This is a genomic window from Alteribacillus sp. HJP-4 (assembly GCF_042139015.1).
Classification (GTDB): Bacteria; Bacillota; Bacilli; order Bacillales; family Marinococcaceae; genus JBHIKY01.
Map to the genome: position 1 here is coordinate 1 of NZ_JBHIKY010000032.1, position 23,036 is coordinate 23,036.

At 36.0% G+C, this 23,036-nt stretch carries 29 protein-coding genes, 6 pseudogenes and 1 other annotated feature; of the genes and pseudogenes, 20 read left to right on the forward strand and 15 right to left on the reverse strand.

Going from position 1 to position 23,036, the window contains the following annotated elements; all coding sequences use genetic code 11:
* Positions 1–115: 115 nt before the first annotated feature.
* Complete coding sequence (locus ACE4RR_RS19325) at positions 116–595, reverse strand: site-specific integrase (protein WP_375537108.1); 480 nt, start codon at positions 593–595, stop codon at positions 116–118.
* Between the two features lie 661 nt (positions 596–1,256).
* Between ACE4RR_RS19325 and ACE4RR_RS19330 the strand changes: the two genes are divergently transcribed.
* The 3 genes from ACE4RR_RS19330 to ACE4RR_RS19340 all read left to right on the forward strand — a co-directional run bounded on the left by ACE4RR_RS19330 (position 1,257) and on the right by ACE4RR_RS19340 (position 2,351).
* The gene (locus ACE4RR_RS19330; protein ID WP_375537109.1) at positions 1,257–1,424 is read left to right on the forward strand and encodes a zincin-like metallopeptidase domain-containing protein; all 168 of its coding nucleotides are present in this window, start codon (positions 1,257–1,259) and stop codon (positions 1,422–1,424) included.
* Positions 1,425–1,853: 429 nt separating this feature from the next.
* Positions 1,854–2,150, forward strand: a complete 297-nt coding sequence (locus ACE4RR_RS19335; RefSeq protein ID WP_375537082.1) for a hypothetical protein — start codon at positions 1,854–1,856, stop codon at positions 2,148–2,150.
* Positions 2,151–2,198: 48 nt separating this feature from the next.
* Positions 2,199–2,351 carry a hypothetical protein gene (locus tag ACE4RR_RS19340; protein ID WP_375537083.1) on the forward strand — a complete coding sequence of 51 codons (153 nt, stop codon included), beginning with the start codon at positions 2,199–2,201 and terminating at the stop codon, positions 2,349–2,351.
* A gap of 370 nt (positions 2,352–2,721) precedes the next feature.
* Here the strand turns inward: ACE4RR_RS19340 and ACE4RR_RS19345 are convergent, their stop codons facing one another.
* From ACE4RR_RS19345 to bioW, 5 genes and pseudogenes are all read right to left on the reverse strand, one after another.
* The gene (locus ACE4RR_RS19345; protein WP_375537084.1) at positions 2,722–3,069 is read right to left on the reverse strand and encodes a helix-turn-helix domain-containing protein; all 348 of its coding nucleotides are present in this window, start codon (positions 3,067–3,069) and stop codon (positions 2,722–2,724) included.
* Positions 2,999–3,325 carry a hypothetical protein gene (locus ACE4RR_RS19350; protein WP_375537085.1) on the reverse strand — a complete coding sequence of 109 codons (327 nt, stop codon included), beginning with the start codon at positions 3,323–3,325 and terminating at the stop codon, positions 2,999–3,001. The genes ACE4RR_RS19345 and ACE4RR_RS19350 overlap by 71 nt, the downstream gene beginning before the upstream one ends.
* Positions 3,326–3,628: 303 nt before the next feature.
* A complete protein-coding gene (locus ACE4RR_RS19355; protein ID WP_375537086.1) occupies positions 3,629–4,831 on the reverse strand; it encodes a cytochrome P450 in 1,203 nt (400 codons plus the stop codon).
* A 75-nt stretch (positions 4,832–4,906) separates the two neighbouring features.
* Positions 4,907–5,197, reverse strand: a pseudogene (locus ACE4RR_RS19360) (hypothetical protein); the annotation flags it as partial.
* 22 nt (positions 5,198–5,219) lie between these two features.
* Positions 5,220–6,002, reverse strand: coding sequence for a 6-carboxyhexanoate--CoA ligase (gene bioW / locus ACE4RR_RS19365; RefSeq protein ID WP_375537087.1), 783 nt, complete (start codon positions 6,000–6,002; stop codon positions 5,220–5,222).
* 212 nt (positions 6,003–6,214) lie between these two features.
* Here bioW and ACE4RR_RS19370 point away from each other — a divergent pair, with 212 nt between their 5' ends.
* The 6 genes and pseudogenes from ACE4RR_RS19370 (at position 6,215) to ACE4RR_RS19395 (ending at position 9,166) form a co-directional block, all read left to right on the forward strand.
* A complete protein-coding gene (locus tag ACE4RR_RS19370; RefSeq protein WP_375537088.1) occupies positions 6,215–6,310 on the forward strand; it encodes a hypothetical protein in 96 nt (31 codons plus the stop codon).
* A 139-nt stretch (positions 6,311–6,449) separates the two neighbouring features.
* Complete coding sequence (locus ACE4RR_RS19375; RefSeq protein ID WP_375537089.1) at positions 6,450–6,653, forward strand: helix-turn-helix domain-containing protein; 204 nt, start codon at positions 6,450–6,452, stop codon at positions 6,651–6,653.
* Between the two features lie 367 nt (positions 6,654–7,020).
* A pseudogene (locus ACE4RR_RS19380) lies at positions 7,021–7,394 on the forward strand (superoxide dismutase); the annotation flags it as partial.
* Positions 7,395–7,539: 145 nt separating this feature from the next.
* Positions 7,540–7,818: a UbiD family decarboxylase domain-containing protein gene (locus tag ACE4RR_RS19385; RefSeq protein WP_375537110.1), complete on the forward strand. Its 279-nt coding sequence runs from the start codon at positions 7,540–7,542 to the stop codon at positions 7,816–7,818.
* Positions 7,727–8,239: pseudogene (locus ACE4RR_RS19390) on the forward strand (UbiX family flavin prenyltransferase). Before ACE4RR_RS19385 ends, ACE4RR_RS19390 begins: the two are co-directional and overlap by 92 nt.
* Positions 8,240–8,299: 60 nt before the next feature.
* A complete protein-coding gene (locus ACE4RR_RS19395; RefSeq protein ID WP_375537090.1) occupies positions 8,300–9,166 on the forward strand; it encodes a sugar phosphate isomerase/epimerase family protein in 867 nt (288 codons plus the stop codon).
* A 171-nt stretch (positions 9,167–9,337) separates the two neighbouring features.
* On the opposite strand, the gene ACE4RR_RS19400 is transcribed toward ACE4RR_RS19395, so the two are convergent.
* Positions 9,338–9,814, reverse strand: a complete 477-nt coding sequence (locus ACE4RR_RS19400; RefSeq protein ID WP_375537091.1) for a LysR substrate-binding domain-containing protein — start codon at positions 9,812–9,814, stop codon at positions 9,338–9,340.
* On the opposite strand from ACE4RR_RS19400, the pseudogene ACE4RR_RS19405 reads away from it, so the two are divergent.
* Positions 9,807–10,019: pseudogene (locus tag ACE4RR_RS19405) on the forward strand (IS21-like element IS5376 family transposase); the annotation flags it as partial. The gene ACE4RR_RS19400 and the pseudogene ACE4RR_RS19405 overlap by 8 nt on opposite strands.
* Positions 10,020–10,200: 181 nt before the next feature.
* Here ACE4RR_RS19405 and ACE4RR_RS19410 read toward each other — a convergent pair.
* Positions 10,201–10,545 (reverse strand): hypothetical protein, encoded by a 345-nt coding sequence (locus tag ACE4RR_RS19410; RefSeq protein ID WP_375537114.1) that lies wholly within the window; start codon positions 10,543–10,545, stop codon positions 10,201–10,203.
* 376 nt (positions 10,546–10,921) lie between these two features.
* Here ACE4RR_RS19410 and ACE4RR_RS19415 point away from each other — a divergent pair, with 376 nt between their 5' ends.
* The 5 genes from ACE4RR_RS19415 (at position 10,922) to ACE4RR_RS19435 (ending at position 14,359) form a co-directional block, all read left to right on the forward strand.
* Complete coding sequence (locus tag ACE4RR_RS19415; RefSeq protein WP_375537092.1) at positions 10,922–11,275, forward strand: helix-turn-helix domain-containing protein; 354 nt, start codon at positions 10,922–10,924, stop codon at positions 11,273–11,275.
* Positions 11,276–11,330: 55 nt separating this feature from the next.
* Positions 11,331–11,744 carry a tripartite tricarboxylate transporter permease gene (locus ACE4RR_RS19420; RefSeq protein ID WP_375537093.1) on the forward strand — a complete coding sequence of 138 codons (414 nt, stop codon included), beginning with the start codon at positions 11,331–11,333 and terminating at the stop codon, positions 11,742–11,744.
* Between the two features lie 9 nt (positions 11,745–11,753).
* Positions 11,754–12,194, forward strand: coding sequence for a tripartite tricarboxylate transporter TctB family protein (locus tag ACE4RR_RS19425; protein ID WP_375537111.1), 441 nt, complete (start codon positions 11,754–11,756; stop codon positions 12,192–12,194).
* Positions 12,195–12,228: 34 nt separating this feature from the next.
* Positions 12,229–13,002 (forward strand): class I SAM-dependent methyltransferase, encoded by a 774-nt coding sequence (locus ACE4RR_RS19430; RefSeq protein WP_375537094.1) that lies wholly within the window; start codon positions 12,229–12,231, stop codon positions 13,000–13,002.
* A gap of 434 nt (positions 13,003–13,436) precedes the next feature.
* Positions 13,437–13,663 (forward strand) — a binding site (T-box leader).
* 45 nt (positions 13,664–13,708) lie between these two features.
* Positions 13,709–14,359, forward strand: a complete 651-nt coding sequence (locus ACE4RR_RS19435; RefSeq protein ID WP_375537095.1) for a TGS domain-containing protein — start codon at positions 13,709–13,711, stop codon at positions 14,357–14,359.
* A gap of 103 nt (positions 14,360–14,462) precedes the next feature.
* On the opposite strand, the gene ACE4RR_RS19440 is transcribed toward ACE4RR_RS19435, so the two are convergent.
* Complete coding sequence (locus tag ACE4RR_RS19440) at positions 14,463–15,173, reverse strand: poly-gamma-glutamate hydrolase family protein (RefSeq protein WP_375537096.1); 711 nt, start codon at positions 15,171–15,173, stop codon at positions 14,463–14,465.
* Between the two features lie 377 nt (positions 15,174–15,550).
* On the opposite strand from ACE4RR_RS19440, the gene ACE4RR_RS19445 reads away from it, so the two are divergent.
* Positions 15,551–16,087: a hypothetical protein gene (locus ACE4RR_RS19445; protein ID WP_375537097.1), complete on the forward strand. Its 537-nt coding sequence runs from the start codon at positions 15,551–15,553 to the stop codon at positions 16,085–16,087.
* A 740-nt stretch (positions 16,088–16,827) separates the two neighbouring features.
* On the opposite strand, the gene ACE4RR_RS19450 is transcribed toward ACE4RR_RS19445, so the two are convergent.
* From ACE4RR_RS19450 to ACE4RR_RS19465, 4 genes and pseudogenes are all read right to left on the reverse strand, one after another.
* Entirely contained in the window at positions 16,828–16,986 is a 159-nt protein-coding gene (locus ACE4RR_RS19450) for a recombinase family protein (RefSeq protein WP_375537112.1), read from the reverse strand.
* Between the two features lie 17 nt (positions 16,987–17,003).
* Positions 17,004–17,168, reverse strand: a pseudogene (locus tag ACE4RR_RS19455) (helix-turn-helix domain-containing protein); the annotation flags it as partial.
* 7 nt (positions 17,169–17,175) lie between these two features.
* On the reverse strand, positions 17,176–17,766 hold the full coding sequence (locus ACE4RR_RS19460; RefSeq protein WP_375537098.1) for a hypothetical protein: 591 nt from the start codon (positions 17,764–17,766) through the stop codon (positions 17,176–17,178).
* 240 nt (positions 17,767–18,006) lie between these two features.
* A complete protein-coding gene (locus tag ACE4RR_RS19465; protein WP_375537099.1) occupies positions 18,007–18,306 on the reverse strand; it encodes a hypothetical protein in 300 nt (99 codons plus the stop codon).
* A gap of 319 nt (positions 18,307–18,625) precedes the next feature.
* On the opposite strand from ACE4RR_RS19465, the gene ACE4RR_RS19470 reads away from it, so the two are divergent.
* The 4 genes from ACE4RR_RS19470 (at position 18,626) to ACE4RR_RS19485 (ending at position 22,383) form a co-directional block, all read left to right on the forward strand.
* Entirely contained in the window at positions 18,626–19,240 is a 615-nt protein-coding gene (locus ACE4RR_RS19470) for an aminotransferase class V-fold PLP-dependent enzyme (RefSeq protein ID WP_375537100.1), read from the forward strand.
* 110 nt (positions 19,241–19,350) lie between these two features.
* The gene (locus tag ACE4RR_RS19475) at positions 19,351–20,661 is read left to right on the forward strand and encodes an aminotransferase class I/II-fold pyridoxal phosphate-dependent enzyme (RefSeq protein ID WP_375537101.1); all 1,311 of its coding nucleotides are present in this window, start codon (positions 19,351–19,353) and stop codon (positions 20,659–20,661) included.
* 376 nt (positions 20,662–21,037) lie between these two features.
* Positions 21,038–21,859 carry an SDR family oxidoreductase gene (locus tag ACE4RR_RS19480; protein WP_375537102.1) on the forward strand — a complete coding sequence of 274 codons (822 nt, stop codon included), beginning with the start codon at positions 21,038–21,040 and terminating at the stop codon, positions 21,857–21,859.
* A 377-nt stretch (positions 21,860–22,236) separates the two neighbouring features.
* The gene (locus tag ACE4RR_RS19485; protein ID WP_375537103.1) at positions 22,237–22,383 is read left to right on the forward strand and encodes a hypothetical protein; all 147 of its coding nucleotides are present in this window, start codon (positions 22,237–22,239) and stop codon (positions 22,381–22,383) included.
* 14 nt (positions 22,384–22,397) lie between these two features.
* On the opposite strand, the pseudogene ACE4RR_RS19490 reads toward ACE4RR_RS19485, so the two are convergent.
* Positions 22,398–22,478, reverse strand: a pseudogene (locus tag ACE4RR_RS19490) (YjcZ family sporulation protein); the annotation flags it as partial.
* A gap of 115 nt (positions 22,479–22,593) precedes the next feature.
* Complete coding sequence (locus ACE4RR_RS19495; protein WP_375537104.1) at positions 22,594–22,956, reverse strand: hypothetical protein; 363 nt, start codon at positions 22,954–22,956, stop codon at positions 22,594–22,596.
* Positions 22,957–23,036: the final 80 nt, after the last annotated feature.

Sequence of the window (23,036 nt, forward strand, 5' to 3'; positions counted from 1 at the left end):
ACCCTTCATGCCCTCCCAATCACAAACTAGCATACTCATGTAAGTTTACATGATCGGGGAGGGATAGTTATTAAAAAGTGTTCAATTCTATCGAGCAGAATGTGTTAACTCTAGATTAGCAGTTACACTCGGCTAAAAGAGAGGTGTGAGTATGTCGTAACGAGTGAGGGGTAAGGTCTGTATTTAATTCAGCTAATTTTAACAATCTCGTCATACGGTTTTCTACTTTTTTAATATAAAGCGGATAACCTGGCAATTCATCATCAACACTTGCAAAAACAAAGCCTTGGTCATGGTATATGTCTCTATGCATCATGATTGTTTCCTTTTGAAGTGCTTTATACTTTTTTAATTCATTAATCACAGTTTCATCAACATCGATTACACGAATAGCTGTGGTAGTTTTAGGTGGTAACAGCTTATATTCCTTTCTATTATTAGTGGGGTTGTAATAAGTTTTATAGATACTGATAGTTTGTTCTTCCATATTAATATCTCGCCATTTTAAGGCACATAATTCACCAGACCTCAATCCCGTATACCCCAGTAATAGGAAGAAAGGATAATCTTGATCTAAACCCAGTTTATCTACTATTTGGAGAAAATGTGTTGATCCTAAACTAACGCACCTTTTAGTTGAAGATCCAACTCATTATATAGTTACTATATACTTCTACCTTTTACTCCAAGTGCTGTTCTATAGGGGAAAATTTCAGCAGTCATAATGGCATGCATTACTGCTGAGTTTTCATTTTTGAATGCTTCTGCTTTTTCAGCGTTTTCTTCTTTAAAAATAACAATCCCAGATCCTTTTTCATCTTCTCGGTCTGTTATATCTGCCGTAATTACTTATAATTTTTCGCAGTATTTTTTAGTTTTATAAAATGTTGTCCAACTATGTTTTGGGCTTCTTTCATCCAATTCTTTTCTTCATAATTAATTTTAATACGTATATGTAATCCCTCACAAATGAGCCCTTTTCATCAATTATTTATTTGACATAATTTTTCGAGCATTTCCAAAATACAAGTTTAATTATCGAAAATGATGCGAAAGAGGTTATAGGGTCCTTAAGTTGGGTTCATCTTTGTTACTTTATGCATGGCTTGTTTTCATTGATTATTTAGAGCATAATTCATTAGATTTGCTATCAAATGCAACACAGTCCTTATTAGTGGTAATTTTTTGCGACTAATTTATTGTTTGTATAGAGAAGTAGTTATAAAGGTGAATAAGTTCGGGAGTCAGGATTTTTCCTGAGCTCCGTTGCGGGGATCGAAAATAGTACAATAGAGAGCAGCGCAAGTTATATTCATTCATGGCTTAGAGTGTTAAAGGAAGACAGCAAAATGGTTGTACAAGCAGCTGCACAAGCACAAAAAGCAGCGGATTATATTATAGGAGAAGAGCAAACGGATGCCTGATTTTATGAGGTAGGATCATATGGTTTTGAGAATGGTTACTTACTATATCGCATTGCCAGCAATACCGCGGAAATTTTGCGAGTGAAAACGAGTACGCTGCGAAAGGATAAAATATTCTTCTTTATATTCAGAAAATTCCATGATATCATTTATTTAAATAATTAAATAGGTGAAACCACATGACCTCCAATCAAGGATTAGTCACATTTAACAATCCAAACCCATTGAAGCAGCAGCTGAAGGAAGTATCCCATTCAGCAGGCGTTACACAAAGTCAAATCGTGGAGGAGGGCTTGAGAAGCCGGGAGAACCGTAACAAGTGGGCCAATGGAGTTAGGAGATACAAGGAGTTGCCGTTATGGATTTGGCGGCCGTGGAAGATGTGGCGTGGATGTTTGACGAGACAAAAGAGAATTACGTATTGTCCTGATGGATATGAAAGCCACCAACATATCGGGCCAAGATGTCAGTTACTACCCGGACCAGGGAATCCTCGTTACGAATACCGGTGAACAGGTGGAAGTAGAAATGATGCTATCGGGGGAAGTCGGTGGCGATTTTTACGGGAAAGTGACCAAAGAAAGGGAAGCGTGTTTTGTGCAAAACGATGATAAAACAGATTTCTCGAGCGGTGAACTTATTATCAGCCCGCCTCATGACATGGAAGAATGGAATGACCTCGGTGAAGAAACACGCACCGCTTTTGACATCATCAGCTGGGATTAAGCGCAGGAACTCGAATAATTCACGCACTCAATGAAAGGGGTAAAATAAATGATCATCAATAAGACAAGAGGATTTCTATATCAATTAGGAGGTATTCTCGAGGATGTAAACGCTGTACAAAAAGGGAAATTCGGGCAACGAGTTGCAAGTAGAGCTACAGGAATAGCCACTTGGAAATCATTTATAAAGATATTCAAATAGAGGATGGGTTTTTATTTGGAAAAAGAAAATATAAAAAAAACGTCATGAATCAGGTGCTGCTGTTTGGGTCTATTAGCTTTCTCAGTTTCTGACAATAAGAATTAATAGTAGGTAGAAATAGAAGTCCCCTCTACGTAAGACAATAATAAGTTCTTCAAAATCTTGTTATACCAAGGTTTCCATCGCAAAGTTAATTTATAAACCACAATAAGTTTTAATACTTTATGAACAGTATCCAAATTGACTGGATTTCGACCGGATTTTTAAACCTTGAAAACTTAACAAATCCCTCAAGAGGTTCATTGATCTCTTGAGGGATTTTTATGATAGTATCGTATCTCACAAGGTTGAATGGACTGCAGGGGGATTGTTAAACGGTTTGTTTTCTAAACTGTGTCGGTGTAAAGGTTGTTTGATGTTTAAATACTTTTGAAAATTGCTGAGTATCTTCATAGCCAGATGATTTTGCTACAGTACTAATAGGTAAATCTGTAGTTTTTAATAAATCTCTAGCCTTTCTTATACGGCAATTTGTTAAATATTCTTTTGGACTAACTACTATCTCTTTTTTGAATAGTCGGTGTAGATATGTTCTGACAATAGCCAAAGAGTTAGCTATTTCAGAGATTTGAATGTCAGTCTCAAAATTATTTCGTATGAACTGAAGTGCTTGAGCAAATAACAATATTGTCACTACTTTCGGGATTTTTTTCTCCATATGTAAATTCATACAAACCTATTTTTCCATTAATAACTTTTTGTTTGAATGGTTCCCCTTTGTGTACATCCAGAATTTTTTGGGCATAGGCCAGGAAATTAACCGCTTCTTCTTTCGACAGGCAACTGACGTTGCAGGGGGAATATTTTATGTCTTCGACAGCGTCAACCAGTTGTTTCAGCAAAACGCTTCCTTCCAAAGTAATCTCTACTCTTTTGTACCTTGGTTTCTTCTTATCAATCCCAATAAGAATCATGCCCTTCTCCTTTAGAGGTTTCAACAGTCTTGTTACAGTAGAACTATGCCAGCCAGCATCCTAACTCCCCTATCTCTGATGGCGCAAGGACATTCTGATGGGTTTAAAGTAAAAATAAAATATGCTGCTGGGCCGGAGTGTAGAGGAACCTAAAAGATCTAAGCTCTAGAAAGCTTATCTTTTCCGCGTTCCACAATAGCGATTGTTAATGATAACCTTATTTGATCATTATCTACTATCTTTATTTACGTACATTAAATTAATACGATATACAAATTAAGTTGGTTTTCTCATGGCTATTTGTTAATTTTTTGACGGATTATCGAAATTTATGTGCATTTCTTTTATAGCTCTAAAGCCTACAAGTTGTCTCCATTCGACCTCTTTTGTTTCTAGTTGGATATTTAATGTTTTTTGCAAAACCGTTTGTATCGCAATTTGCGCTTCTAACCTCGCTAATGTAGAGCCTAAACAGAAATGAGTACCCGATCCAAATGCAAGATGAGGATTAGGGTTTCTTGTAATATCAAAAACATCCGCGTTCGAGAATTGTTTTGAATCTCGATTAGCTGCTCCAATAAGGACGTACACATGATCACCTTTTTTAATCTGAACCTTGTTAAGTTCAACATCCTCCGATGCTATCCTGGCAATCATTTGAGTAGGACTTTCATATCGTAAGCATTCCTCTATTGCTGATTCAATAAGAGAAGGATTTTCAATCAACTTTTGGTATTCTTTTGGGTTTGTTAAAAAACAATAAAGTGAATTGCTTATTAAATTGACAGTTGTTTCATGTCCAGCAATCACGAGTAACACAGAAGTCGCTAATAGTTCTTCTTCCGTTAGCTTCCTATCTTCCTCTTGAGACAGTAATTCGCTAATTAAATCATCCTTAGAAGATTCCCGTCTTTTTTGAATCAGATTTTTAAGAAATGATAGCATCTCCAATGTTGTTTTGTTTCCGTTCACAATGGTTCGTCTTGAACGTGTAAGATCGATCGATTGGATTAAACTCAATGCCCATTCGCGAAAAATATTTTTATCATTATCTGGTATCCCTATTATTTTCGCAATCACAAGACTGGTAAAAGGAAATGCAAAATCGGAAATCACATCTATTTTCCTTTTATGCTTAATATCATCCCATAAATTTCTTGCTATTTTTTCTATAAATGGACGATACTTTTCAATGCTCGCAGGAGTGAAATGGTGGCTAACAAGCATACGTAACCTTGCATGGTCAGGTGGGTTTTTAAAAAGCATCATATGGTTTTGGATATTTTTTAAGGCTTCGTACTTTTTCGTTGTCTCAGGAAGAGGGGTTCGAGTTTGGAAACGGTTATCTTTAAGAATGGTTAATGCCTCTTGATAACCAGTCACGTACCATCCAGGATATTTAAGAAATCTCCCCTTATACACTGGATGAATCGCACGAATTTCCTCATAAAAAGAATACGGGTTAGTTGTTTCAAATGTAGATCTGTCCGTACTTTGATTTATCATATTTCTCCCTCCTTAACTTATTTTGTAGAGTAAAAGAAAAGATGCGCTGTTCCTCCGCATCTCTTTTTTACTTGGTTATTTTCCTGCAGCTATATTCGCTTTCATTTTTTCTACAGTTTCAATCTCAAAGCCTAAATCAAGCAGCATCTTATGGTCCTCAGAGTCTTATTGACCGGCAGTGGTTAAGTAATCCCCAACAAAAATAGAGTTTGCTGCGTAAAGTCCAAAAGGCTGTAATGAACGCAGGTTTACTTCTCTTCCACCGGAAATGCGAATTTCCTTTGTTGGGTTAACAAAACGGAAAAGTGCTACGCTTTCAATAATTAAAGGGTTTTCATCATAATCCTTCATTTGTGTAAAGGGCAACCATAAATATTTTTTGCTTTTTTCAATCAACTCTTGTGTCATGCTTTTCCTCCCATTGAATTAGAATTGGTTGTTCTTCTAAATAAGACATATATGTATTGATATCAGATAACTTATCAACAAAAAAGATACGGCATCCTCTATCATCACCGTACTGTTTAAGTTGCGTTATACGCTGATAGCCCAATTTTTTACTAGCTACATAGCCAGTAATGTAATCTGGATCATCTGACCAACATAATTCTGCAATGGTTAGTTTATGATTAGTCACTTTAGTAGCAAGTGTAAGTGCTTCCTTTAATCTTGGGTTAGTAGAATCTGCTTTTGATCTTGCCCACTTATTAAAATTTCCGGTTTGCCAATCCATTCTAGAGACACGAACACCTTTGTCTATTCTCCCATCTACTCGCTCCCCCGTATGAATATCAATTAGGATCGCTCCACTAACAGGATATTCAGGAATTTCCTTATAAGCTTTTTTTATAATGTCTTTAGGTACACCCGTTTTCTCAAGTAGAAATTTAGCTAGCACTTGTCCTTCTTCAACTGTAGTCACTTCATTTGTTTGGACTGTTAAAGGATTAAATAGTTTAATAGGTTGATTTACAACTTCACATTGAATTTGTAAAAAATCTGGTTGTCCCCTTGAGTGATTTAACGCTTTTTCCAGTAATGTATTTACTGACAACCCTAATTCATTATAAGAAGAGAGTAATTCACCACCAGAAATATGTCTTCCTCCATTTTCATGTGATTCATTTTCTGAAGCTCGCATTCTTACACTATATAATCTACTCTGATTCATTGCTGTCTCTCCTAAACTTAGTTAGTGGTTGATTCATAAGATGGTGTCGATAATTGTAAACCATAAATAATTTTAGGTTTACTTTAAAATGATAAAATTGTTAACCTATATTGTCAATAAGTTAACAAAAGTGATAACAGCGTATGTCTATTGGGATTGGGTTGAAATAAACGTTAAGTGAACAAATTAGAGGGAGAGGACTTGGTACAAAATTGCTTAATGAAGCTGAATCCGTCGGTAAAGAAAAGGGAGCAGGTGATATCGCTATTATAAAATTCTTGTTATTCAAGATGTTAGACCTTACGTGATAAACGATGGGTAGCAGGCTTTACAAGCAGTCCGTAACGGCCGCAAGGGGGCGTAGCTATCTCCTGAAAAAACTTGTCCCCTTTATTGTCCGGCAGGCAGGTCTGAAAAGCTAGAAAAAATAAATGCCGGAGGTAACCCATGGATCATCACTGTTTATGGCATTACTTACAAACGGTACGTATTAATGAAGCAAAGAAGCGATTGGAACAAAGTGAAAAACCACTTGATGTGGCAATAGAAACTGGTTTTGTAGATCAAAGTCACTTCAGTAAATTTTTTATGGAATTTATTGGATTAACACCTGGACAATACAGGGATACCTTTATTCAGGATGGTAAATGACTTGCTTTAAATAAATTCCTTTAGGTTTCTTATTTGTGAATCATCTCAGATACTAGGAGTAGTATTTTAGTGAGTAAAAAACATTATTTGGGGTCTAAAGCAAAAAACGCGAATTTTGTACGCTAAGGAATATCGGCTTTTATTATCTTAAATTTGTTCAACTATATAATGAACTCATAAGATGGATCAGGAAACACCGGCTAAAAATCTTATTCCATTACTTTGCTGAACAACAATGATTTATTCCCATAGTTTATACCTATTTTATAGCATAATGGTTGATACTTTTTCTTATTTATATTAAATTTGCACAAGGTAAACATAATTTCTATAATATAAAATTAATGCGTAGGAGAAAAATTGTCTTTTGTTTGCATTGACTAAGCTTCCATATGATTATGATGAGTTAGAACTATTTATCGATGCCCAAACATTGGAAATTAACCATAGTAAACATCATGCAACTTATGTGAACAACCTGAATTTAACATTGGAAAAGTATGATAATTTAAAATTAAAGCCGTTGGAAGAATTGCTAAGTAATCTTGATAGTTTGCCAACTGAAGAGAGGACAAGCTTCCAAAATAACGGCGATGGGCAATTATTGCCATAGCCTTTTTTGGGAGTTAAATAGTCAAAGAGGTAGAGGAAAGCCGACAGCTGTTATTTTAAAAGCGATTGATCAATTTTATGGATCAACTATCAAAGGTAGCTATAAGCAGGTTCGGAAGTGGATATGGGTAGCTTGGTCCTTGATAGAGAAGAGGGGTTACGCCAAAGGAACAAATATTAAGGAATTGTTTTATGATGTAGCTGAGCGGTGAGGGTGAAATTCATTCATTGGAAGTGACGAAGCTCTTGTTCATGAAGTTCGTATTGAAAAAACATTACCCTTTATGAGTTGCTTTTATATCAAATTAATGAATATGACGGCGGATTTTATCTAGTAAAAGCAAGTCTTGATTCTCATGATCCATGTGAGCCAAATGATTTTAATAAACAGAATGTAGGAATTTATCGTTTGCAGGTTCATGGACCAGACTTGTTATTGTTAATGTCTGTCCCTAGTCACGATATTGGAAGACAAATTGCAGTGCTCCTTTGGTGTTTTAGGAATAAGGATACTAGAAGCATTAAAATGGGCGAAGACGACGGTCATTCTTGAAAGAAACTATACGGTTTCTGAAGTTGAACATTTAGCTTCTAAAAGTTTATTCACCAAAAAAATCAGGTAGTTTCTATATCAAGTGGATCATTTCGAGTAGATGGAATGATTGTGGCACCATGTAGCATGAAAATTGTGGCATCCATTCGAATGGGATTTTCGAAAATTTAATAAGCAGAGCTGCCGATGTGATGTTAAAAGAAAGAAGAAAACTTGTTTTATTACACCCATTAAGCGACGTTCACCTAGAAAATATGCTTTTTCTATTCAGAATGGGAACCGTGATTTTACCTCGATGCCTGCTTTTATAATGAACCATATACCTACCATTAATGACATTGTCAATCATATTGTTGAAAGAACGTTAGAGCAATTTAATATCAATAATAACTTAACAAGACGTTGGAAAGAACCAGTATAGTCTTTATTTCAGGGTAAAGTTTATTAACAGTATATCAATGAATGAAAGGGAGGAATGATTATGAAATGGTCAATGGCAACTGTTACGTTTCGATATAGTCTGTATTCTTTTGAAGAGTTATTAGAGCTTGCAAAAGCGAGTGGTTTTCAAGGAGTTGAATTATGGGAACCGCATTTGTTAAGAAGCGAACAAGACTTTGATATCCCCCAACATCACCAAAAAGATATTCATATTTTAGCTTTAAGTGGCTATATGGATTTAACAAACTTCTCGAATAGTTATTCTTATAACTGGTTAAATGACATAAAGAAGAAGTTAGAACATTGTCAGTCCCTTCATATTCCCCTTTTGCGTTTGTTTAGCGGTTCTTTATCAAGCCACGACATGAATTGGATGCAATGGAAACAATGGATTGATAGAGTGAACCAGATTGACACTCTGGCTAAGGAATATAATGTCCAAGTTGTTTTTGAGACCCATCCTAATACCCTTCTAGATGATTACTACAGTGTTTGTTACTTCGTTGATGAAATCGAAAAAAATCAATGGAATCATATAGGTATTAATTTTGATACTTTCCATGTTTGGGAATTTGGAAAAGACCCATTAGATTGCCTTAAGCAGTGGTACCCTCACGTTAAACACGTTCATTTAAAAAATGCAAAACAACAAACCAACGATTTTGTCTTTTCAAACATTTATCATCCAATAGGTAATTATTGTGATCTTTGTTCAATTAGTGAAGGAATTGTCGACACTGAGCCGTTAGTCAAATATCTACAGTCACAATCATACGACGCAGCCGCTACATTAGAATGGTTTGGACATCCAGATTTAGAATTTATGAAAAATGAAATTCGTTATCTAAATGAAATTATTGAGCAGCAGGAGAAACTAGTTGTTCAGTTTGCTAGCTATCATAAATAGGTGAAGCACATAAGTAACTAATAAGCTGCAGGTTTCTTTTGTATAAGAAATGGGATGAATGTGTTTTTCCTTTTTGGGGGATAGCCAGCAATATGAAGTTTCACGATTTATAAATCCTCTTTACAAATTAAAAAGATAACATCTTCCTTGAAATCCATCATTTGAATATTCTTACTTAGATTTACGTGAGAGATCTGTAATCAATTTGAGGTTCTCTTGTCTGCTCGTCTCTAAGAAAAGAGAGCAACAAGGGTTAACTGATGAAGATGATCGGTAAATAAAGTGTGTATCTATTTGCTGAAATTCCACAGGAAGGTGATGTTTTCTAACTTCTTTTTTTGTTTCGACCACAGAAAGGGGGAGTATAGAGACTCCCATCCCAGCTCCTACGCACCCAATGATAGCGTCTAATGAGCCAAATTCCATTATCTTAGAGGGGACAAAATGTTGAGAGTCAAGAAATTTCTCAAGATGTTTCCGATAAGAACAACCAACACGAAAAACTAAAAGGTTTTTTTCTTCTAAACCCTCGTATTTTTTACCCAAGTTGTCTATTTTATTACTTGTTATTAACACCATTTTTTCTTTAAATATGGGTGTTGAGATAATATTTTTGTGTTCAATGGGACCAGCTACAACGCGAACCATTCAATACATCATGAATCACTTTTTTCAAGGGATCATGGTGGAATCGGTCGCAGCATTAAATCTTCTGCTGTTGAGATGGTTGGATCAGGTAGGAAATCGAAAAGTGAATCAGACAACCGGCGTCTCACCGCAAGAACGATGGGCGGAAGAGAAGTTAAAAGCCATTCATTCACTCAAACGGTATGATACGAGCTATCAAACCTTTTCCCACGGGTATAAAATCTATTTTATTACCGCTCATGATTTGATTTTTCAGCTCAAAAAAGCCTAACAAGAAGAAAAATTAGAAAAGAAGTTACGTAGTTTTGTTAAACCCACGATTTTGATTATAGATGAGATGGGGTATCTTACGTTAGATCATGGAAGTGCTCATTATTTGTTTCAGGTCATCGCCCGCCTACAGCTGCGAAATAATCAACAAGGCCCTTCGCACGGTCACGAGAATGATTGGTGTTTTTGACTAGTTTTCCTTTCTCCATCTCCAGGGAATGAATCGCAATTGGTTCCCCTCCCGAAGGAAGAGAAATGATGACACGATCTTCCTTTAGACGAACAGTAACCAGATTCTCCCCGAAGGGAGTATACGTTCCTAAAGGAACAGTATAGCGGTTAGGTTTAAATTTAATGACATTGTCCTTGTGAACGGTTCTTGTTATACTTACATTATCTTGGCTCTCGAAAGAGAGTGGAGAAGAGGCTGTTCGTAAGTGTGGCTTTTCCAGGGCAAACACTTCGAAAGGCCTCTTTTTTATGCTGTCATGGACTTGGTAATTCCCCTTTCTCTTCAGCCAAGCCAGACATTGTTCGTTCCACTTATCTATTTGGTGGAATGTACGGTTCTTTCCAAAATTCCTCTTCAGAAACTTCACTACATTTTCGACCTTTCAAAAAAACGGGAGATCATTCTCCTTCATTTTTATCTTATTAAAAATAAGTAAAAATTATAATTTGTTACAAATTATTGTAACGATATAACATGTTTTAATGTGTTATATATAATGTACAATTTGTTTACTACAGTAAGTATCTTACTATGTTTCTAAGGGTTTGGCTGAACTGTTAAACATAACAGAAGCGACCATATATAAATACATAAGGGGAGGAAAAGTGGTTCCTTATAATAAGGACAGCTTGCAAATTGATGGAGAGTACCGTTTTTCAGAGGAGGAAGCGCTCAAACTCGTAGATGCTCAAGAAGAAAAGCCCGGCCTTTCTACAAAAGATATTGCTGATCAGTTGGGAGTCACGTCCTATACGGTAACAAGGCATATCAAAAGTGGAGAACTGCCTGCAGAAAGGAAAATGTATAAAGGATTAGAACGATATTTCGTTAAAGAGGAAGACTTTAAGATGTATGCTTCCCGCATTCTTAGCAATAAACAAGAGAAGCTATATGATGACACTCTTGGTTTCTATCTTTTTCAGACATTATATGATCAAGATAGGGCTCTGCTGCTATAGTACTTTGATGAAACGATCATCCAAAGCATAAGTGGGGAACAGCTCTCTGAATAAGATGCGAGTAATAGCGAATATAATTGGGGCTACAGCGTGTCTGTTCCTAACCAAACCAATTTCCCGCTTTAGTTTAATTGAACCATCAAAGTTGGTTCCGTTCCTTGCCATCATTCTAATTATAGGAGCCTATCAAACTAGTCAACACTGGGGAGATCTATTATTGTTTGTTTTATTAGGGATTATTGGATGGGTGATGGTACAGCTTGATTGGCCAAGGGCCCCGATATTAATAGGCTTTGTACTGGCTTTGGCAGCCGAAAGGTACCTTTGGATATCTGTTTCCCGCTTTGATTGGGAATGGGTGTACCGACCGGGAGTTATAACCATAGCAGGGATCATTATTTTAATATTTGCCAGCAGCTATTGGATATCTAAATTAGGAGCTTTAAGAGGAGCAAAAAGTAAAGGGTGATTACTTGTGATGAGAAAGTCAACCGTATCTCTTATATTTATTGGTTTTATCTTTATCGGATGCATGTGGTTCATTATTGAATCTTTTTCTTTTCAAGATACAGCTAGATATTTCCCTATAACTGTAGCATCTATAGGAGCAGTCATTTCCTTGATTGTCTTTATTCAAACCTTAATAAATCATGTAAAAACAAAGGAAGAAACGCTTTTTCATCAGCAATTTGGAGAAGTGCTTAAGTATGCAGGGTGGTTGATCGGTTATATCTTGTTAATAAATATTTTAGGTTTTATTTCTTCTACGGTTATTTATTTAATTGCTTTTTTATACTTTGTCACTCAAATGAAGGTACTTCAAATAGCAGTTAGTGTAGGAGGAACATTAGCTTTTCTTTTTTTACTAGGGGAGTTTGTAGAGATAAAGTGGCCTGAAGGAATACTCTTTTATATGTAAAACGAAATAATACTAATAGAATGAGGTGGTTCCTTTGACTAAACAGAAAGTAGATGTGCGGAAGCAGTTTGGTAAAAATGCCTACGGATACACAGTAAGCGAGCTTCATGCTAAAGGAAAGGATCTTTCGTTGTTAGTAGAGCTATCAGAGAAGAAAGGCAACGAACAGTTATTAGACGTGGCTACAGGGGCAGGGCATACAGTCAATGCCTTTGCTCCCTATGTAGCTAAAGCGGTTGCCTTTGACCTTACAAAAGAAATGTTAACAGAAGCTCGCTCCTTGATTCAGAAAAATCAACACGATAATGTCTCATTTGTTCATGGTGATGCAGAAGAAATGCCTTTTCAGGATGATTCCTTTGACATTGTTACCTGTCGGATTGCTGCCCACCACTTTCCAGACTTGCACAAGTTTATGAAGGAAGTACAGCGAGTCTTAAAGGTTGGTGGAGAATTTCTACTTATTGACAATACTGCACCAGAACGAGACAGTTTTGACACATTCTTTAACACGATTGAAAAAGAGCGGGATCACAGCCATGTAAGAGCATGGAAAAAATCTGAGTGGCTGGCTATGGTCGAGCAGCATGGGTTGGAACTCAGTGTCTGCCATCGTTATGAAAAAACCTTTCACTTTGATGATTGGTGTGATCGAATGAAAACGACAGAAACCGAAAAACAAGACTTAAGCTCTTTCATCAATAACGTAGATGAGGAGATAAAGGCAAAATTTAATATAAAAGCAGAAGAAGACAGAGTGGTCAGTTTCAAAGGAGAAGCAATCGTTTTAAAAGCAATCAAATCATAATAGATATGTAAAAGGTAACTCCTTATTTACGGTTTGGGGACTAGGTTTTTGTTCAACTTTTAAATTCCAGCGGCTACCGCGAAGGCTCGTACAAGTTTAAATACAACTCTTGTTACTGTTCAACCCCCGATGAATACTGACTTCCTTATTCCCTATTTTACTACAAAATTGAGTGTTTCCAACAGTAGAGCTATATTTTTTCCAATGATTTCGCTCATTTTCAGATAATAAGTAAACTCCAGTGATATCAGCATTGGACAAGCTTATATTAAAAATCATTGGAAAACCGTTAAATGAAATCTTGTTCCCCATCACGCATTTTTCTGAAACCAATTTCAATCTCAGTCAGTTGATTGATCGAAACTAGACCTATGAATGATACGAAGTCTTCATCTGGAACAATAATCCGTTTGATATCATTTTTATTTGAATAAGCTATAGTGATGAAGAGGACAAGAGCTATTATGAACGGTTACCAGAGAGGGAAGGAATGGTGAGATCTTCCTAACGCAGTGTAATAGCTTACCACCTGGGAGCTGTATGGATGAAATAAGTAAGTAATTCATACCGTATGCTACGATACAGCAAACCAAAGCCATTACTTAATAAACGTAATGGGAAGTTGGGTGGAACCGCGGGTAAAACCATACTCGTCCCTTAGAGGGATGAGTATGGTTTTTTTAATTTTATAAAAGGATGTGTATGTATGGGACATGAAAAAATGGTGATTTCGTTTCCAGATGGTAACCAAAAATCTTTCTCAAAAGGAAGTACATTGGAGGATATTGCTCAGTCTATAAGTCCAAGTCTTAAGAAAAAGTCGGTAGTCGGGAGAGTCGATGGATCCTTATATGATATGCAGAGACCTATCAACACTAATGCTGAGATTGAAATATTTTCCCTTAGCTCACCAGAGGGGTTAGAGGTAATGAGACATACCGCAACTCATGTTATGGCTCAAGCCGTTAAGCGTCTTTTTGGAAATGTGAATTTAGGGGTAGGTCCTGTTGTGGAAAATGGCTTTTACTATGACATCGATACTGATCAGAGTATAACTAAAGATGATCTAACTAAAATTGAAAAAGAAATGAATAACATTGTAACTGAGAACTTGATGATTAAACGGGAGTTAATATCGCGAGATAAAGCTGAAAGCATTTTTTCGAATGATCATTTAAAGCTAAAACTATTAAAGAAAATTCCCTCGGAAGAAGAAGTCTTCATCTACAAACAAGGGGAGTTTATAGATCTATGCAGAGGTCCTCATTTACCATCGACTAAATTTGTTAAGGCCTTTACTTTAACAAATGTCTCAGGAGCTTATTGGCTAGAGAATAGTGAAAACGAGATGCTATGAAGTTTTAACCTCATGTCAATTTCCATTTTTTTTAGTAGGAAACCTTTTTCAGATGTAGGCCGTGAGATTAACGCCTAACAACAAAGCAAAGGCTCAGTTACATTCAAGGTGTGGAGAGTAAGAGCTTAATCTCGTAAGAATCACTTGCCTCTTTTAAGCCTTCGATAAATTTATCATATATAGCCGTTGTATTTTCGCGGTTTTTTCGCGACCAGTCGTTGTTTTTAAAGAAAGATTTACGCAATTCCTCTGTCAGTTCTAACTGTGCCCCAGCTTTTAACTGATTATCATTGACAATGTTTTTTTTACTCGTTCCTGCTATGTCAGCAGGTGCATCTTCAACTTGGAATCCCCGCTTCTGAAGAGAGTAGCGTATCATTTCCTTATACTCTCGATTTCTTCCGCCAAGGTAAATAATCGGTTCTATTCCTTGATATCCATGAATGGATAAAGCGCTTACAGAATTTTCCGCCATGCTTCGACCAATAGGTTCGTCAAAACGCAAAGAGTTGAGGTGTAAAATCTTGTTGTTCGTTGGCTTTATTCCTTCAAAGAGATAATAAGAATAATCTATCTGGTTTGCTAGCCCTTTTGCCACTTCAGATGTTCCCGGTTCAATTCCTCCACCATGGATAGCGATGACGGAAATGACGCTATTTCGTTGTTTGTAATTAATTTCATAGTCTTCATTCAGCAATTCATGCTCCTTTAAATCGTCATAGGACTTATAATAGTCTGCATTTGAATAAGATGGTAAAAATAATAAAGAGGCGGAGATAAGAAGGAGAGTTCTCCACTTACTAATTTTATTCATGTTAAACATCCTTTTTCATAGTATATGATGTTTACATGAATCTGTTATACATAAAAACAACCACCAGTCCAGAGTTTCAGGAAGATGGTTGTCAAACATAAGGAAATGAAAAACAGGTGACGTTTTCGGTTCTTTTTATTATATTCTTTGATGAATTTTTGATCTTCCAAGGCTGCTACTGAAGTTATCTGTGCTAGTCTTTACTCGCAGCTCCTATCCTTTGAATTTGTGTCGACAACTCAAGTATACAGACATATAGGAGCCTGTGTGTTTTTTTGTACCTAAATTGTGCAGGAACCCCAACATTTATTGTAGACCCAAATATTTATGATGTATAATATCTATAGTGTTCACATATTTATTTTAGGAGGTTTTTTATGAGCAACAAATTCTTATACTTCTCACTTGTAGTAGCAATGGTTTTTAGTTCTACTACTTTATGGTCGCTTGAAGCAAATGGTGTTTCTACAAAACAAATCTCTTATAATGAAACAACGGCGAATGAAGTAAACGATGAAAATCTTACATATGAACAAAAAGAAAATGTAAAAGCAATTGAAGAATTTAATGAGACAGAATTAACAGATTACAAGGAGGACGAGGAACAAGTTACAACTCAAGGAAAAACAACAATGACATTTAAAGCTGCGGCTAATAAAATAAAAAGCGATGCAAAAGAAATTGATAGGGCATTCGATGCAGCTATTGATAAACTTCCATTTGTTTCAGAAGACAAAAAAAATGCCTGGAAAGCTGGTTTTTCTGCTTATGCATTAGGAAATTATATTTTAAATGTTACTGGCACAGTTGATAGTGTAGAAGAAGCTATTGAAAATTACTTAACAGATGAATTAGGAATGCCTGACTATATTGCCCAACCATTAGTTAAAACTGTTTTCTTCTTTGTACTTTAAATGAAGTTGATGTATTTAAGAATATTTAGGACAAGACCGATGAAGACAATAATTAGGAATACTATATAAGTAATCTTTTTACCAGTTGTTTCAGTGTTCCGAAGATTTGCCAAAAACATAGTAATATAAATAATATTAGCCGTAAAAAGACCAAGATATTGTAAGCTATTGCTTAAAGCTTCATCTACTAACGCATTAAAAAAGTTAATAGCTGATATAGGAAGAACAATAAATAGAAGGAGAAAAGCGAAGAGTAAACTGTCAAGGTGTTCTTGAAATCTTGTATTTTTTGGTTTTGTATTATTGGTCATTGATTTTCACCTCAGCATTCTTATTTATGTTGTAACATGCCTAGAAAAATAAATAAATACAACTTAAATCATATGGGAAATCCCTATAATCAAAAAAGTACTTTAGATCATTTACAAACGGGGTCGGTTAGGAAAAATAAAAAGCCTAGTTGGGGTAGAACCAGCAGCCGTGACATGAAGCGCAATCTATTAAAATAATGGAAATAGGAACCGATCCATGGTTAAGAATCGGTTCTTTTCATTTGAAGAATTCATTATAGAGCCAGTCATTGATCCAGATCCATACGAAACTCACCGTATGAATTGATATGAAAAAATGACGTGGTAAATTCGCGTTTTGATGGCGATACCCCCTAACATGGTCAACATGATTTTCCCCGTAGGGGTTGAGAAATCAATTTGTTCTATAATAAAGACGAGGTTGATATTCTACTCTCGAAGGTCCGAGATTTTCAGTAAATCAAAGGTAGATCTAGCCAGCCTGTCGATCTTATAACAAACCAATTCGTCTCCTTCCCTTAAAGCTGCTTGGATTTCATGAAGGTTTCTACTGCCTTTTTTTAGAGTAGACCTTATTCCATCCAACAATTTTTCCGCAGTATCTGCTAATTTCTTGTTCCTCCCAAGAGGCTTTTAGTATAAGCTTTTGCTTCTTCAAATGTCATTTCTAAATATTTATAGACAGTTGGTCTTGAGATCTTAAGATCTTTAGCAATTTGTGTTACTTTAAACTTCTGTTTATGTAGGTCCTGAATCTTTAAATACAACACTAACTAATTAAGGACTATACGGGTAATGAGAGCCGTGAAGGACAATTTTCAGGTCGCCATCATTATTTTTTGTAAAAGCGAAACTGTATTCTGCTTCGACAGGTTCTCCTCCATTAGCTGGTGTAAAATAATACACGCCCATACTTACAGCCATATTTCCTTCAATTATAACCCCTTTATTTTCCCATCGTACATCTGTCCAAGGTTCAATAGCAAAACCATTATCCTCGGGATACGCTTCATTTCCTCCTATGAAATAAGACAAAGCGCCTTCAAAGGAATCGCGGAAACGCTCCTCTCTAGCTAAAGTTGGTTTGAAAAGAACATTGCCGATGTCATAACCATAGAAACGTTCGATATGCTCAGAAGCAGCTTTTTCATAGTCGCCACCCTCGCTGTATACTTCTCCGATATGAACAATTCCTTCTCCCCAGTTTTGCTGAAATTCCAGAACTTCCTTCTCTGTGATGTCATGGGTTGATTCTGCAGGTTCTACTACTTCTGCCGGCTCACTAGAAGTAGAGTCCGAACAGGCTACTAAAGTCATTGCTAAAAAAGCAGCCCCTAAAATTGATGAAACTCCCTTAAATTTTTTCATTTTTTACCCCCTATAAAAATTAGTTGTTTTTTACATCACCTAGACACTATAGTTAACTGGTAGTTAATTGACAATATTTTGAATAGTACTAAAGTCAACCAAATTTCATGAAATTAATTTAATTACAATGTATTACATAATTATTCATCAACGCTATGGCATTATTTATTACATAATGGATCAAGGAGTTCCTGGATGGGTTACAAAGCCAGTGGTTCGGACTATCTTTTTCTTTATAACTTAAGTTCCAAGTAATTTTGAATAGATAATACCTAAAGCACCTAAAATCATCAATACAGTTAGGGAAGAATATAAGATTTTTTCTATTTTATATTCAACATCTTTAAGACTTGAAACATAACTAAAAATGAGTACAATATCAATGAACAAAACGACCATAAAATTTGTCCAGCCGTTTCCCATGCTTTCGGGATTAAAGGTGAAAATAATATTAGATAAGAATACCGGTATGAAGATCAATAGGACAAATGCTAATAAGGCTCCTGATATATGTTCATTTTGTCTTTCTTTGCTTTTCATATAAAGTCTCCATACTAAGATGGAATTTTTATGATTACTGTAAAATGATAACAAATTTTGATTCTATCTGCATGTTACTGTAAAAACGATTCATTGCCGTTTTCAATGAAGGTTGAGGGAATGTTCCTAAGTATTCACTTTTTGCGGGGATGTATAAAAGGTCATTTTATAAAATTTTAGTACCCACTTAGGTGGTTGAAATCACATCAAAACAAGCTGTCCCGTACCCCTTTATCTTTATTTTTTTTACAAATGAATTAGTACCTGATCTTAATACCAAGTGTTGCAATGGAAATATATTACTTAAGAGGTGATCAAGATGAATTCGAAAGCTAGAATTACGGGAATCGGGTCCTATGTTCCTTATAAGGAACTTACAAATCAAGATTTAGAGCAGGTTGTAGACACAAATGATGAATGGATCGTTAAACGTACAGGAATACGCAAGCGCATTCTATATATAAAAAGAGAGCTTTCAAATCAACTAGAGCCTAGAGTTACAGGGTGGTTAGGGCAACAGGAACATACAAAATTACAACATGATTATTCATTATTTGCATCAGCAACTCGTCGTTTTGAAACTGGGTTACCTTCGTTTATCAGTATTTACGCTGCCTATGAGGGTATCAAATTATTGCGTGAAGTTGGAGTAGATAACATAGAATTGCACATAAAAAAGTTAAGTCAATTTACAGTTCGCTATGCTCAAAAAAAGGGGCTAAAAGTCTCTACCCCTCCATCAGATAAGTTTTTAACTAGTATTATAGCTATTGAACTAAATAATGCTTCTTGTGTTGCAAAATTATTAAAACAAGAAAATATTGTCGTTTCAGCTAGGAACGATTCCATTAGAATAGCTCCACACTTCTATAATAATGAGGAAGACATTAAGTATGCAATTGATCAATTATTAAAAATTAAGAGTGAATACTAGTATCTATAGATTCCTCCCCATTTATGATAAAATAACTTTGGTTATAAGCAATACTAATTCAACTATTTTTTTAAAATGTAAATTTAAATTTACTTTGGAGGTGTTTTGTAATGAATCCAGTCGCCATTGCCTTAAACGAATCACTAAAAGAAAATCCGTTAGTACACAGCATGCTTTCAAAACTGGGGGAAAAATATTATTTTCCAAAAGGGATCCTAACTCAGACGGCAGAAGCAAAAAACAAAGCAACAAAAATTAATGCAACGATAGGGATTGCAGAAGAGGATAATGAGCCCATGCATTTAGCGTCCCTAAAAGAACAAATCCAAGGGGTAGAATCAAAGGATATTTTTCCATACGCTCCTCCTGGGGGAAAACTTGATTTAAGACAAGAATGGAAAGAGAAGATAGTATTTGATAATCAATCCCTACATAAAGAAGATATCTCTTTACCTATTGTTACGAATGCGATCACGCATGGCTTAAGTGTAGTAGCAGATTTGTTTTGCGATGAAAATGATAGAGTAGTGATCCCTGACAAGTTATGGGGGAACTATAAGTTGTTGTTTGAAACAAGAAAAGGGGCCTGTATCTCCAATTACTCTTTCTTTAATGAAAATAATCAATTTAACGACAAAGGATTGGAAGACACGATATCACAATCTAACGAAGAAAAATTAATTATTCTATTGAACTTTCCTAACAACCCCACAGGTTACACGCCAAGTGAATTAGAAGTAAAAAAAATAAAAAATGTGCTAGTAGAGCAAGCTAATCTAGGGAAAAAACTTTTAGTTTTAGTAGATGATGCTTATTTTGGATTGTTTTATGAAGATTCCAATAAAGAATCTGTTTTTGCAGAATTAATCAATATACATCCTAATATTTTACCTGTGAAATTAGACGGTGCTACAAAAGAAGAATTTGCGTGGGGACTGCGAGTTGGTTTTATTACGTTCCCTTTTCTTGGAACCAAAGTAAATGAAGCTCTAGAGAAAAAAATATTTGGTATTATTAGATCAACAATATCAAGTGGTTCTCATCCATCACAGTCATTAGTGTTACAGACCTTACGTAGTTCAAATTTCAGACAAGAACAAAAAGATAAATTTAATGTATTGCAAGAAAGAGCAATGGAAGTTAAAAATATTTTGGACAACACATCTGCATATAAGGAAGTATGGAGCTATTATCCATTTAATTCTGGGTATTTCATGTGTTTAAAGCTGCATAATCTGAACGCAGAGAGATTAAGAATGTATCTATTAGAACATTATGGAGTTGGCACTATTGCTATAAATGAAACTGATTTAAGAATCGCCTTTTCATGTGTAGAAAAATCTGATTTAAAAAATTTATTTGATATCATATACGAGGCTAGTGTGACTCTTTCAAGAGAAAAACATGAAGAATGGCGTTAATTCATTGACGCTTGGCAAAAGCAAATTATGCTTTTGCTTTTTTTTTTAATTTAAGAAAAAAAGCAAGGTCATGTTATGAGAAACAAAGCGCTGCAATTCTAAACGCATATGAAAAGAAAAAGAATACAATTATGCAGATGAGCAAATCAAAGTGACCTCCCGGATAAATTCTGTGAACTTTTTTTGCTTTAATAATTGTTCTTGGGAAATAGACATAACCACCATTTATCAGTCGTTTTCTATGTGGCCTGGAATGGATAACAAAACGTGAAACCCTTACCAGTAAGCGATTACAGATGATATTAAATGTTTATCATCCACATACAGTGGTATGGATCACAAGGATGCATGATTCGATAGGAAAGGAGTAAGGATAATGAATAAACTTGAACAAAATATCGCTGTCGTTACAGGAGCAGCAACCGGTATAGGCCGGGCGACAGCCGAAGTATTCGCAGAAGAAGGGGCACTTGTGCTCTGTGCCGATAAAAAGGAAGAACAGATTAAAGAACTGGCCGAAGACATAAAAGCAGCCGGGGGACGAGCAGAAGCATACGGTCTCGATGTTTCTAATGAAGAGAGCGTAGCTGCTTTTACGGACCAAGTGAAGCAGGATTATTCCACGATAGACGTGTTATTTAACAATGCGGGTATCGATCAGGAAGGTGGAAAACTTCATGAGTACCCCGTGGAACTGTTTGATGCTATTATCAGCGTGGATCTGCGTGGCACGTTTTTAATGAGCAAATATCTTATTCCGCTCATGCTCGACCATGGAGGATCCATAATTAACAATTCGTCTATGTCCGGGTCCGCTGCTGATTTAGACCGGTCCGGTTACAATGCAGCCAAAGGTGGCGTGACCAACCTAACAAAAGCGATCGCGATTGATTACGGACGTCAAGGCATTCGTGCAAATGCCATTGCCCCGGGAACAATCGAAACACCGCTTGTGTCAGGACTAGCGGGTACTGCGAATGACGAGAATGGTAAAGCATTTCGCGATGCCCAAAAGTGGGTTACACCGATGGGCAGATTAGGTGACCCAAAAGAAATGGCGATGATTGCGTTGTTTTTAGCGTCTAAAGACAGCTCCTTTATCACAGGAGAAACGATTACAGGTGATGGAGGCTTAACTGCCTATACGTGGCCGGGGAAAATGCTGTTTGAAAACGGTTGGAAAGACACCACAAACTAGAACAACTGAACGGAAGAAAGGAGCTAGCATCAAAATTATCTCTCTAATGAAAATCATTTTTGACCTGGTTTTCATTCTTCAAAAACGTTCTGCTTTCCTCCAATGAAGGAGCTTCTATTACCTGCCAATGCATCCATATTAACTGCAGGTTGACAGTGTGGTCCATAAGCCAAAGCCTGCAGAAAAACATGAGGCTCATGTTTTTCTCGGGCTTTCTTTTGATTCTAAGTAGAAAAGGAGTGTTATTATGTGATAACAGCTGGTAGCTTTCAAAATGAATGCACATGAAAAGAACATATTTTCTCCATCCTTAATTTCTATCATCCCGAGTGTATCGATGTGCCACCAGCTGCTAAAGGAAATGGAGGGTTAGGACAATGGAACTCAAACGACAAGTGATAATAAAAGAATTAGAGGAGAAGGGGTTCTTGCTCGCCATTGATGGCAGATTTTTAAATCAGCTTACTTTGCAGGAACTTGAAAGGGAATTGGTTAGATTTCCTGAGCGCAATGGGAGACGCTAGTAACCTTGATTTTATTAATAAGACTTAACAAAAATTGTGCCAACAATTACTAAAAACAAGATAAACAATACAACAATTAACGCAAACTTGTCTCCCCCCTGGCACGACTTTCACACTCTTTCTAAATCTAAACGCCATAGATGTCCCCCTTATATAGTAATTAGTTGTATAAATATATAATTGGTAATAGTGTACTTATTTTTGGAGAAATTAATTAGTTTGATTTAAAAAGTTTTGAAGTCTCACATTCATCACTTTTTGTAGGTCATCGACCAGTAATATGAAATATTCAACGTCTTCAAGTAGGGCAGGGTTAATATCGCCCTTCTCCAGTCTCATAGCTGCGAGCTCTATGTTAATTCCAAACGAATAATCATCAAAAGGATCCTGGAGAAGCTCACTCATGTCGATGGACATGGAATGGATATCATCATGAAAATCTTCTGGATTAAATCGTTCGAATGGCTGGTTATTTGTATAAAATGAAACGGGACCATCTGTTGGTAGTTTGGCTTGTAATACAACCCATTTAGGATGTAATTCCCCCTCAATATCTTCTAAATAAATCCACATAAATTACCACATCCTCTGCTGTTTGTTTATGTCATTGATTTATTAGCCTTACATTTAATCTGTGTGTTTGATATTTCATT